The 12,034-nt window shown below is 61.5% G+C and carries 7 protein-coding genes; 2 read left to right on the top strand and 5 right to left on the bottom strand.

Annotated elements, in window-relative coordinates:
• Nucleotides 1-5: 5 nt before the first annotated feature.
• The 5 genes from KW062_RS16995 to KW062_RS16975 all read right to left on the bottom strand — a co-directional run bounded on the left by KW062_RS16995 (nt 6) and on the right by KW062_RS16975 (nt 4,977).
• Nucleotides 6-965 (bottom strand): AAA family ATPase, encoded by a 960-nt coding sequence (locus tag KW062_RS16995; RefSeq protein ID WP_027616549.1) that lies wholly within the window; start codon nt 963-965, stop codon nt 6-8.
• Nucleotides 966-1,143: 178 nt separating this feature from the next.
• Nucleotides 1,144-2,472, bottom strand: a complete 1,329-nt coding sequence (locus tag KW062_RS16990) for an MFS transporter (protein ID WP_027616550.1) — start codon at nt 2,470-2,472, stop codon at nt 1,144-1,146.
• A gap of 66 nt (nt 2,473-2,538) precedes the next feature.
• Entirely contained in the window at nt 2,539-3,732 is a 1,194-nt protein-coding gene (gene lhgO / locus KW062_RS16985; RefSeq protein WP_105755385.1) for an L-2-hydroxyglutarate oxidase, read from the bottom strand.
• Nucleotides 3,733-3,836: 104 nt separating this feature from the next.
• Nucleotides 3,837-4,547, bottom strand: coding sequence for a FadR/GntR family transcriptional regulator (locus tag KW062_RS16980; RefSeq protein ID WP_027616552.1), 711 nt, complete (start codon nt 4,545-4,547; stop codon nt 3,837-3,839).
• A gap of 76 nt (nt 4,548-4,623) precedes the next feature.
• Nucleotides 4,624-4,977 carry a hypothetical protein gene (locus tag KW062_RS16975; RefSeq protein WP_027616553.1) on the bottom strand — a complete coding sequence of 118 codons (354 nt, stop codon included), beginning with the start codon at nt 4,975-4,977 and terminating at the stop codon, nt 4,624-4,626.
• 295 nt (nt 4,978-5,272) lie between these two features.
• On the opposite strand from KW062_RS16975, the gene KW062_RS16970 reads away from it, so the two are divergent.
• Both KW062_RS16970 and KW062_RS16965 read left to right on the top strand, forming a co-directional pair.
• Complete coding sequence (locus tag KW062_RS16970; protein WP_105755384.1) at nt 5,273-6,655, top strand: hypothetical protein; 1,383 nt, start codon at nt 5,273-5,275, stop codon at nt 6,653-6,655.
• Nucleotides 6,656-7,112: 457 nt separating this feature from the next.
• Nucleotides 7,113-12,008, top strand: coding sequence for an NAD-glutamate dehydrogenase (locus KW062_RS16965; protein ID WP_027616555.1), 4,896 nt, complete (start codon nt 7,113-7,115; stop codon nt 12,006-12,008).
• The last annotated feature ends 26 nt before the right edge of the window (nt 12,009-12,034 follow it).

Raw genomic sequence — 12,034 nt, 5'->3', positions numbered from 1 at the left:
CGGGCTCAAGCGACGGCGACGACGTCGAGAATCCGCTGGACCACCCGATCCTGGTCGATCCCGGCGGCTTCGGCTTCGAAGGACAGAATGATGCGGTGACGCAACACGTCGAACAGCACCGCCTGGATGTCCTCGGGGCTGACAAAATCGCGCCCGGCCAGCCAGGCATGGGCCCGTGCGCAGCGATCGAGGGCAATCGAGCCCCGGGGGCTGGCGCCGTAGGCGATCCACTCGGCCATCTCCGGGTCGAACTTGCCCGGCGTGCGGGTGGCCATGACCAGTTGCACCAGGTATTCCTCCACGGCGTCGGCCATGTACAGGCCGAGGATTTCCTTGCGTGCGGCAAAAATCGCCTGCTGGCTGACCCGGCGTTCCGGTTTGGTTTCGCCATTCAGCGCTTCACCACGGGCCTGTTGCAGGATCCGCCGTTCAACTGCCGCATCGGGAAAGCCGATTTTCACGTGCATCAGAAAGCGGTCGAGCTGGGCTTCGGGCAGCGGGTAGGTGCCTTCCTGCTCGATCGGGTTCTGCGTGGCCATTACCAGGAACAGTGGCGACAGGTCATAGGTACTGCGTCCGACGCTGACCTGACGTTCGGCCATGGCTTCGAGCAAGGCCGACTGGACCTTGGCCGGTGCGCGGTTGATTTCGTCGGCCAGCACCAGGTTGTGGAAGATCGGCCCTTGCTGGAACACGAAGCTGCCGGTTTCCGGACGATAGATTTCCGTACCGGTGATGTCGGCGGGCAGCAGGTCGGGGGTGAACTGGATGCGATGGAACTGCGCTTCGATGCCTTCGGCCAACTCCTTGATGGCCTTGGTCTTGGCCAGGCCCGGTGCGCCTTCGACCAGCATGTGGCCGTCGGCGAGCAGGGCAATCAGCAAACGCTCGATGAGCTTTTCCTGGCCGAGAATCTGCGCGGAGAGAAAGGTTCGCAGCGCCAGCAGCGCTTCACGGTGTTCCATCGTCGTGTGTTCCTGGAAGAGGGCCGGGCTGTCTTGCCGTAACGCGCCCGGTCGGGGGCTGCTACTTTAATCTATCCGGGCCCTCGGCGACTAACGGCACCGGGCAAAATCTGCAAATAAACGCCATTGCGGCGGTCGGCGAGAGCCCATTGGCGGGCTCCCGCGCAGGTGCGGCGAGTCAGTTCTTGAAGCTGGAGTGCTTGCGGCCCTGGTCAAAAAACGCGAATACCACCACCAGCACCCCGGAAATCAGCAGGATCAAGCCCACGCCGTCGGTGGAGTGGGTCGCCGAGTTGGCCACCAGAGCGAGGCCGCCGAGGGGCGCCAGGCCACCGGCAATCGCCGTGCCGATTTCGCGCCCGGTGCCGAAACCCGAAGAGCGGGTCTGGGTCGGGAACTGGCGGCTGAGGAACGAACCCTGAGGGGCAAACATCATCGGCGCGAGGATCCCGGTGCCAATGGCGATGGCCAGGTAAATCATCATCGGCTCGCCGGTGTTCAGCAGGCTCAGGAACGGGTAGGCAAACAGCGCCGACAGCACGCCACCGAGCATCAACACCTGCTTGCTGCTCCATTTGTCACACAGCCAGCCGAAGCACGGCACCGCGACAATCGCCACCAGGCTGGCAATGGTCACCGACAGCGAGGTGACGTGGGCTTCGACGCCCTTGAACTGGGTCAGATAGGCCAGGGAGAAGGTCTTGAAAATGTAGCTCAGGGCGTTGTAGCCGATGGCGACGAACAGCACCACGGCCAGGCCCTTCAGATCGTTTTTGAACAGCAGCTTGAGCGGCGACACCTGGGGTTTTTCCGGGGTGCTGTCGAGTTTCTCGAACTGTGGGGTTTCCGGGATGCTGCGACGCACCCACAGGCCGACACCCACCAGCACGATGCTGCAGATGAACGGGATGCGCCAGCCGCCGGCCAGCAGGAAATCGTTGCCGTTCATGGTCAGGGCATAGACCGTCAGTGACGACAGCAGCAGGCCTAGGTTGAGCCCTAGCGCCGGCCAGGCACCCTGGCTGCCGCGCTTGCCTTCACTGGCGTGCTCGTAGGAGGTCACCGCCGCGCCGGACAGTTCGGCGCCGGCCCCCAGGCCCTGGATGATCCGCACGAAGACCAGAATGATCGGCGCCCAGATGCCGATCGAGGCATAGCTGGGGATCAGGCCGATCAACGTGGTGCACACGCCCATCATGCAGAAGGTGATCACCAGCACCTGTTTGCGGCCGAAGCGGTCACCCAGGTAGCCGAACAGAATGCCGCCAAACGGGCGGGCGATAAAGCCAATGGCGAAGGTCGAGAACGCCAGCAACGAGGCAACGGCAGGGTTGCTGGGGTCGAAGAAAATCTTCGAGAACACGATCGCCGCCATGGTGGCGTACAGGTAAAAGTCGTACCACTCCAGCATCGAGCCGAAAATCGTCGCCGCCGCGACCTTGCGCAGGCGTTTTTGCTTTTGTTGCGGAGTTTCGTGGGCGGTCGGAGCCGCGTGATGTACCGACATCAGAGAGTTCCTTGTGGGTCTTTGTAGTTATTTTCAAGTGGGTGTCGGGCACCCGTGCAGCAGGGTTCAGCGGGCGTTGAAGATCCTCTGGGCAATCATCTGGCCGATGGGAATGGCCGAGGTCGCGGCCGGCGAGGGGGCGTTGCAGACGTGGACCATGCGTGGGGTCTCGGCGAACAGGAAGTCGTGGACCAGGGTGCCGTCGCGCATCACCGCCTGGGCGCGGATCCCGGCCTCGTACGGCAGCAGGTCGTCGACTTGCAGTGATGGGCAGTACTTGCGGCACTGTTCCAGGTAGCCGCGCTTGAACAGGGAGTTCTTCATTTCCGTGGTGCCGGAACCGAGATTGTTCCAGATGGTTTTCCAGAAACCGGGGAAGCGCGCGTACTCGGCGACGTCGCGCCAGTTGATCGAAAACTTGTTGTAGTTCTCCCGGCCCAGGCCCAGTACGGCGTTGGGGCCGACGGTGACGCTGCCGTCGATCATCCGCGTCAGGTGCACGCCGAGGAACGGCAGTTCCGGGTCGGGGATCGGGTAGATCAGGTGATTGACGATCTGGTTCTTGCTGGCGGGCAGGCGGAAGTATTCGCCGCGAAACGGAATGATCTGGTGATCGATTTTGACCCCGGCCATGGCCGCCAGTCGATCGGACTGCAGGCCGGCGCAGGCCACCAGTTGCCGGGCTTGCCACACGCGGTCATGGCTGCTGATGGTGACCTGATCGGTGCTTTCCTGGATCGCGGTGATGGTGGTCTGCAGGCAGATTTCGCCGCCTGCGGCTTCGATCACCCGGGCCATGGCCTGGCACACCTGTTTGTAATCGACGATCCCGGTGGCATCGAGGAACAAGCCGCCGAGGCCGACGATATTCGGCTCGCGGCGACGCAGTTCAGTGGCGTCCAGCTGTTCGACCTTCAGGCCGTTCTGCTTCGAGCGCTCATGCAGGGCATGCATGCGCTCGACTTCCAGCGGCGTCGAGGCCACCAGCAGCTTGCCACAGACCTCAAACTTGATTTTGTGTTCGGTGCAGAAGTCCTTCGTCGCCTGGGCGCCACGCTTGCACAGATCGGCCTTGAGGCTGCCCGGCGCGTAGTAGATGCCGGCATGGATCACGCCGCTGTTGTGGCCGGTCTGGTGCCGGGCGAGGACGTTTTCCTTCTCCAGGATCAGCAGCGACGCGCCAGGCTGTCGCTCCAGCAGGGCCATGGCGGTGGCGAGGCCGACGATGCCGCCGCCGATGATGCAGTAGTCGTAGATCATGCAGGTGTCACCTTGGATTGCGTGGCAGAGAGTCTGCTTATCAGGTTGTCAGACAAAGTACTTCAAATAAAAGCGCCGGCAAGCGGCGCCTGTGATGCGATGTTTCAGTCGATGCTGGGCAGGTCGATTTTCAAGCGCTGGGCCGAGGCCCGCAGGTGTGCTTCAGCGCAGGCAGCGGCTTGTTGGCGGTCGCCACCGGCGATGGCTTCATACAACGCCTGGTGTTCGCGCCCGGCGTCGGCCGAGCCGCCTACCGAGTGAGCTGCGGAGTTTTCCCACGCAGTGCGACGCGCCTCGGCCAGTTGGCCGCGCAGAAAGTCGTGGAAGGCAACGAAGTAGTCATTCTTGCTGGCGTCGGCAATGGCCCGGTGAAACTCGACGTCGGCCAGTGCAGCGGCGGCGAAATCGCTACGGCGATCGTGCATTTCCTGCAGGGCCGTACGCATGCGCAGCAGGTCCGCTTCGTCACGCCGCTGAGCCGCGATGGATGCGGCCTGGGTCTCGATCCACAGGCGCATTTCGAACATCTGCACCAGGTCCGGCGTACGGCCCTTGGTGCTGGGGAAGCGGAACACGCTGCCGTTGGGGTTTTGCGAAATGAACGAGCCCAGGCCCCGCCGGCTGATGAGGATGCCATCGGCCTTGAGCTGCGCCACGGCCTCGCGCACCACGGAGCGGCTGACGTTGAGTTGCTCGGTCAGTTGTTGCTCGGTGGGCAGGCGCGATTCAGCGGTCAGGCGTCCGGATTCGATTTCTTCGCGGATGGCGTTGACCACGCGTTCGACCAGCGTGTCGGGGCGTTGTAGCTGCAACATGGGGTGGGGTGGCTCGCAAGTCAGGTTGTCAGACAATGCCCGTAGGCTGATCGCTTGTCAAGAAAACAGCGCCGGCTCACAGCTCGCTGACGTAGGTGCCAGTGCCCTTGAGGATGTTCTGCAGGGTTTGCTCGACCTCGGCCAGGTCAGCGGCCGCAGTGCTGTGGAGAATCTCCAGGTGATCGGCGCCATTCAATGCATCGGCGTCTGCCGCAGCGATTTCCAGCAGGAGGCGGGTCGCGCTGAAAGTGACCTTGACGCCATCAAGGGTCGAAGGCTCGCCGTCGAGGGTGATCTCCAGTTCGTCTTCATCCGGATAGCGGGTCATCAGGAACATCTCGCCCTGATCGCTGTGGCAGCAGAGCATGGCCAGGTTGTCTTCTTCGTCATCGCAGGGGTTGGCGATCAGGTGGGCGGTGGTCATTTTCATCAAGCTAGTCCTGGTGCTGGGCGGGCAAAGGGGGATTTTGCCAGCCTTGGGCATTTTTTGCTGCGCTGGTTTTTCCAGAGTTGGAGATCGACGAGCGACTATGTAGGTCTTTTCCGAAGGGGGTGAGTATCAACAATCAGCGATATTTCCGCAGGGCCGGTAGGAGAATAGGAGGGCGTAGGAAAATCATGGAGTTCGGCACTTATTGATTGTTTTTCAGTGGTTTTTGCCTCTACTTTCTCGGCTCCCATGTCAAGGAGGACGGGGTTGTCCGATTGAATAAGGAACCTCTGCAATGAATCAATATTTCGAACTGTTGGCCGAAGTCAGGCACCTCGATGAAGAGGCTATTGAACACCTTTACCAGCGCTACTTGGCCGGCGAGAAAACCAGCGCTCTGCTGGCCGAGTACAAGATCCCGCTGACGGTGCGCAGTGTGCTCAAGGTCTTGCCGCCGTTGCTCAGCAAAGATTTGAAATGTCCCTACTGCGACCTGCCGATGTGGGCCAGGCGACACGCCCGCGGCACCCCGGCCTCCCAGCGGCCGACCTATCAATGTGTGCGCTGCGAGCACCGCCATCTACCGCTCGGGCACTACGGCAGGCGCAGTTCCTGCAAGTGCACTCGTTGTTATCAGGCCCACCAGCAGGAACTGGCCACCCAGGCCGTGCGCGATCGCGAAGCGTTGCTCAAGCACTACCCGCTGGAAAGCCAGCCAATTGCCTACGCCAGTCTTGGTTTCGTGCAGAAATTGACGCTGCTGGCTTTGCTCGAAGGGGGTGAGCCGGCCTGCGAAAGTATCGCGCCCCTCGACGCGCCATCGCGTAACGAACCACTGGCGAGCAGTGTCGAAAGTGCCGAAGACTTGCTGAGAAACCTCCATGAGTGTGGGGTGTTGCGGGTGGATGCCGGCTCGGCGATCAAAGCTTTCGAACGGACGGCGGACTACCGCATTCAGCATTACGGCGCAGTGCGCTGGCAGCCCAATCTGGCGTTTGCAGCGGGGCCGCGGAGTAGCTGCGAGGAGCTGTACCAGGCGCTTTATCAAGACTTGTCCGGCAGCGTGGCACAAGCCTGCAAGGCAGAGCTGCACGGCTTGCTGTTCAGCCTTGCCCGTGCCGAATCCCTGAGCTATATCCGGGTTCTGGCCAGCGAAGTGGACTTTCACTTCAGCGCCGAGCACAAGGCCGAATTGGTGCTGGGGCAGCTGTTGCAGGACTTTTCGGTCAGCGAAATCCACTACTTCGCCAAGCTGGCAGTAAAAAATGCCGTGCATTTTCATGCGACCGGCAACGCCAAGGGCAAAAACCACGCCGCCAATACGATTCCCAACCGGATGTTGAACACTGCGCAGCGTGCACTGGAAGAGGGCTGGCGCAACCCCGTCAGTCGTGATGCCCGCGTCCCGCGCTCGGCGTTGCATCGACTGCTGTATGACGTGGTGCTCAAGGACAGCAGTGCTGGCTATTCAAAATCCCCAGGGCGTTATTGGAAAGAAGAACTGCTGCCGCGCTTTTTCTCTCTCGCCAGCGAGGACGAGTCAGGGATGGAACTGTTCTGTCGCGAGTGCGACTCGAGCAATGTCGATCTGCGGATGGACAAGGTGCAAGTGGAAACCCTGTGTTACGACTGCGGCACCCTGAGTCGGTTTCAGGCGGTTTACGAGGTAATCGATTGATTTTTTCAAGGGCAATGGGCCGCTGAGCCTGACTCAAATGTCAAAAAATATGTCGTGAACGCGTCTGGGCAAACCAGTCATTTCCGGTACGCCACCCCGGAAAAACCAGGCATAAAGCCGCCATTTCCACTATCGCCTGCTAGTGTTGTTCGATGCAGCGCCGCGCAGCAGCGTACCGATGACCGAATATGTCGCAGCATCGCAAGCACGGGTCTTGCCGCTCTCGTTAAGCTGCGCAACGGATGGACACCTGTAAAGGCATTGCCCGATGGCGGGCAGTCGTTTTTGCAGATGCCCATCGTGACACGTGAATGTGACGCGAACGCCGCGTCCAGCTTCACCCACCTGTCACCCTGTCGACCTCTGCCCGAGTTTCAGGACCAGGGTGACGCAGCGCCCCGAAAGGGGTTTTGCACGCGAGCTTCCATCAATAACAAGCCCTAGCGGAGTACCACAGATGGCGTTCTTCACCGCAGCCAGCAAAGCCGACTTCCAGCACCAACTGCAAGCGGCACTGGCGCAGCACATCAGTGAACAGGCACTGCCACAAGTGGCGCTGTTCGCTGAACAATTCTTCGGCATTATTTCTCTTGATGAACTGACTCAGCGCCGGTTGTCCGACCTCGCCGGCTGCACGCTTTCCGCCTGGCGCCTGCTTGAGCGTTTCGATCATGCGCAACCGCAAGTGCGCGTTTACAACCCTGACTACGAACGCCACGGCTGGCAGTCGACCCACACCGCGGTTGAAGTCCTGCACCATGACCTGCCGTTCCTGGTCGACTCGGTACGCACCGAGCTGAACCGTCGCGGCTACAGCATCCACACCCTGCAGACCACCGTGCTCAGCGTGCGTCGCGGTGCCAAGGGCGAGTTGCTGGAAATCCTGCCCAAAGGCACCCAGGGCGAAGGCATTCTGCAAGAATCGCTGATGTACCTGGAAATCGACCGCTGCGCCAATGCCGCCGAACTCAACGTGTTGAGCAAGGAACTGGAGCAGGTGCTCGGTGAAGTGCGGGTTGCCGTTGCTGATTTCGAGCCGATGAAGGCCAAGGTCCAGGCGCTGATCGACAGCGTCGACAACAGCCAGTTCGCCATCGCCGCTGACGAGAAGGGCGAGATCAAGAGCTTCCTCGAGTGGCTGGTGGGCAATCACTTCACCTTCCTCGGCTACGAAGAATTTGTGGTGCGTGAAGACCAGGCGGGCGGTCATATCGAATATGACCAGGATTCCTTCCTTGGCCTGACCAAGCTGCTGCGCGCCGGCCTCACCGCCGAAGACCTGCGCATCGAAGACTACGCGGTGAATTACCTGCGTGAAGCGACCCCGCTGTCGTTCGCCAAGGCCGCGCACCCGAGTCGTGTGCACCGTCCGGCGTACCCTGACTACGTGTCGATCCGCCAGATCGATGCCGACGGCAAGGTGATCAAGGAATGCCGCTTCATGGGCCTCTACACCTCCTCGGTGTATGGCGAAAGCGTGCGGGTGATTCCGTACATCCGCCGCAAGGTCGAAGTGATCGAACAGCGTTCCGGCTTCCAGGCCAAGGCGCACCTGGGCAAGGAACTGGCCCAGGTCCTCGAAGTGCTGCCCCGTGACGACCTGTTCCAGACCCCGGTCGACGAGCTGTTCAGCACCGTGATGTCGATCGTGCAGATCCAGGAGCGCAACAAGATTCGCGTGTTCCTGCGCAAAGACCCATATGGCCGTTTCTGCTACTGCCTGGCCTACGTGCCACGCGACATCTATTCCACCGAAGTGCGGCAGAAGATCCAGCAAGTGCTGATGGATCGCCTGAAGGCCAGCGACTGCGAGTTCTGGACCTTCTTCTCCGAGTCGGTACTGGCCCGCGTGCAATTGATCCTGCGTGTCGACCCGAAAAACCGCCTCGACATCGACACGCAGTTGCTGGAAAAAGAAGTGGTCCAGGCTTGCCGCAGCTGGCAGGACGACTACGCCGCGCTGACCGTCGAAAGCTTCGGCGAAGCCCACGGCACCAATGTCCTGGCCGACTTCCCGAAAGGCTTCCCGGCCGGTTACCGCGAGCGCTTTGCTGCGCATTCGGCGGTGGTCGACATGCAGCACCTGCTGAGCCTCAACGAAAAAAATCCGCTGGTAATGAGCTTCTACCAGCCGCTGGGCCAAGTCTCCGGCCAGCGCGAGCTGCACTGCAAGCTGTACCACGCCGACACCCCGCTGGCCCTGTCCGACGTTTTGCCGATCCTGGAAAACCTCGGCCTGCGCGTGCTCGGTGAGTTCCCGTATCGCCTGCGTCACACCAATGGCCGCGAGTTCTGGATTCACGATTTCGCCTTCACCGCTGCCGAAGGTCTGGACCTGGATATCCAGCAACTCAACGACACCCTGCAGGATGCGTTCGTGCACATCGTGCGCGGCGACGCCGAGAACGATGCGTTCAACCGCCTGGTGCTGACCGCCGGCCTGCCATGGCGCGACGTTGCGCTGCTGCGTGCCTATGCGCGTTACCTGAAGCAGATTCGCCTGGGCTTCGACCTCGGCTACATCGCCAGCACCCTGAACAACCACACCGACATCGCTCGCGAATTGACCCGGTTGTTCAAGACCCGTTTCTACCTGGCACGCAAGCTGACCAGCGAAGACCTGGACGACAAGCAGCAGCGCTTGGAGCAGGCGATTCTGACCGCCCTGGACGACGTCCAGGTGCTCAACGAAGACCGCATCCTGCGTCGCTACCTGGACCTGATCAAGGCCACCCTGCGGACCAACTTCTACCAGACCGATGCCAACGGCCAGAACAAGTCGTACTTCAGCTTCAAGTTCAACCCGCACGCCATTCCAGAGCTGCCGAAGCCGGTACCGAAGTTCGAAATCTTCGTCTACTCGCCGCGTGTTGAAGGCGTGCACCTGCGCTTCGGCAACGTCGCACGGGGCGGCCTGCGCTGGTCCGACCGTGAAGAAGACTTCCGTACCGAAGTTCTCGGCCTGGTAAAAGCTCAGCAAGTGAAGAACTCGGTGATCGTGCCGGTGGGTGCGAAGGGCGGCTTCCTGCCGCGTCGCCTGCCACTGGGCGGCAGCCGTGACGAGATCGCGGCCGAAGGTATCGCCTGCTACCGCATCTTCATTTCCGGTCTGCTGGACATCACCGACAACCTGAAAGACGGCGCGCTGGTTCCGCCATTGAACGTGGTTCGCCACGACGATGACGACCCGTACCTGGTGGTAGCGGCGGACAAGGGCACTGCAACCTTCTCCGACATCGCCAACGGCATCGCCATCGACTACGGCTTCTGGCTGGGTGACGCGTTTGCGTCGGGTGGTTCGGCGGGTTACGACCACAAGAAAATGGGCATCACCGCCAAAGGCGCGTGGGTTGGCGTACAACGTCACTTCCGCGAGCGCGGCATCAATGTCCAGGAAGACAGCATCACGGTAGTGGGCGTCGGCGACATGGCCGGTGACGTGTTCGGTAACGGCTTGCTGATGTCCGACAAGCTGCAACTGGTCGCAGCCTTCAACCACCTGCACATCTTCATCGACCCGAATCCTACGCCTGCCAACAGCTTCGTCGAACGTCAGCGCCTGTTTGACCTGCCGCGTTCGGCCTGGTCGGACTACGACACCAGCATCATGTCCGAAGGCGGCGGGATCTTCTCCCGTAGCGCGAAAAGCATCGCGATTTCCCCGCAGATGAAAGAGCGCTTCGACATCCAGGCCGACAAGCTGACCCCGACCGAACTGCTGAATGCCTTGCTCAAGGCGCCAGTGGATCTGTTGTGGAACGGCGGTATCGGTACCTACGTCAAGGCCAGCACTGAAAGCCACGCCGATGTCGGCGACAAGGCCAACGATGCGCTGCGCGTGAACGGCAACGAACTGCGCTGCAAGGTCGTGGGCGAGGGCGGTAACCTCGGTATGACCCAACTGGGTCGTGTCGAGTTCGGCCTCAATGGCGGCGGCTCCAACACCGACTTCATCGACAACGCCGGTGGCGTGGACTGCTCCGACCACGAAGTGAACATCAAGATCCTGCTCAACGAAGTGGTGCAGGCCGGTGACATGACCGACAAGCAGCGCAACCAGTTGCTGGCGAGCATGACCGACGAAGTCGGCGGCCTGGTGTTGGGCAACAACTACAAGCAGACCCAGGCCCTGTCCCTGGCAGCCCGTCGTGCCTATGCACGGATTGCCGAGTACAAGCGTCTGATGAACGACCTCGAAGGTCGCGGCAAGCTGGATCGCGCCATCGAGTTCCTGCCGGCCGAAGATGCCCTCAATGAGCGCGTTGCGGCAGGCCATGGCCTGACCCGTGCCGAGCTGTCGGTGCTGATCTCCTACAGCAAGATCGACCTCAAGGAGCAGCTGTTGGGCTCCCTGGTGCCGGACGACGACTACCTGACCCGCGACATGGAAACCGCTTTCCCGCCGACCCTGGTGAGCAAGTTCTCCGCCGCCATGCGCCGTCACCGTCTGAAACGCGAGATTGTTAGCACCCAGATCGCCAACGACCTGGTCAACCACATGGGCATCACCTTCGTGCAGCGACTCAAAGAGTCGACCGGCATGACCCCGGCGAACGTGGCCGGTGCCTATGTGATCGTGCGTGACATCTTCCACCTCCCGCACTGGTTCCGTCAGATCGAAGCCCTGGACTACAAGGTTTCGGCTGACGTGCAACTGGAGATGATGGACGAGCTGATGCGTCTCGGTCGGCGTGCCACGCGCTGGTTCCTGCGTACCCGTCGCAACGAGCAGAACGCTGCCCGTGACGTCGCGCATTTCGGTCCGCACCTCAAGGAGTTGGGTCTCAAACTCGACGAACTGCTGGAAGGCCCGACCCGCGAAGGCTGGCAGAAGCGTTACCAGGCGTACGTCGAAGCTGGCGTACCTGAGCTGTTGGCACGGATGGTGGCGGGTACCTCGCACCTGTACACCCTGCTGCCGGTGATCGAAGCCTCCGATGTGACCGGTCAGGATCCGGCGGAAGTGGCCAAGGCCTACTTCGCGGTCGGCGAGAAGCTGGACATCACCTGGTACTTGCAGCAGATCAGTGCCTTGCCGGTGGAAAACAACTGGCAGGCCCTGGCCCGCGAAGCGTTCCGCGATGACGTCGACTGGCAACAGCGGGCGATCACCATCTCGGTCCTGCAGCAGGGCGATGGCAGCCAGGACGTGGAAGCGCGCCTGGCCCTGTGGATGGGTCAGCACGAAGCGATGCTCGAACGCTGGCGCGCCATGCTGGTGGAAATCCGTGCCGCCAGCGGCACCGACTACGCCATGTATGCAGTGGCCAACCGCGAGCTGCTGGACCTGGCCCTGAGCGGTCAAGCAGTGGTTCCTGCCTCGGCTGTTGCCGAGCTGGAACCGGCGGCCTGATCAGGCGCTGAATGAAAAAGCCCCGC

Source organism: Pseudomonas fluorescens (assembly GCF_019212185.1).
Lineage (GTDB): Bacteria > Pseudomonadota > Gammaproteobacteria > Pseudomonadales > Pseudomonadaceae > Aquipseudomonas.
The sequence above is the reverse complement of the archived record's forward strand: the minus strand, read 5'-3'. Positions and strand labels throughout refer to the sequence as shown.

Bases quoted from the DNA above. Each gene is read 5' to 3' on its own strand.
- KW062_RS16995 (WP_027616549.1), bottom strand. From the start codon at position 965: ATGGAACACCGTGAAGCGCTGCTGGCGCTGCGAACCTTTCTCTCCGCG.
- KW062_RS16990 (WP_027616550.1), bottom strand. From the start codon at position 2,472: ATGTCGGTACATCACGCGGCTCCGACCGCCCACGAAACTCCGCAACAA.
- lhgO (WP_105755385.1), bottom strand. From the start codon at position 3,732: ATGATCTACGACTACTGCATCATCGGCGGCGGCATCGTCGGCCTCGCC.
- KW062_RS16980 (WP_027616552.1), bottom strand. From the start codon at position 4,547: ATGTTGCAGCTACAACGCCCCGACACGCTGGTCGAACGCGTGGTCAAC.
- KW062_RS16975 (WP_027616553.1), bottom strand. From the start codon at position 4,977: ATGAAAATGACCACCGCCCACCTGATCGCCAACCCCTGCGATGACGAA.
- KW062_RS16970 (WP_105755384.1), top strand. From the start codon at position 5,273: ATGAATCAATATTTCGAACTGTTGGCCGAAGTCAGGCACCTCGATGAA.
- KW062_RS16965 (WP_027616555.1), top strand. From the start codon at position 7,113: ATGGCGTTCTTCACCGCAGCCAGCAAAGCCGACTTCCAGCACCAACTG.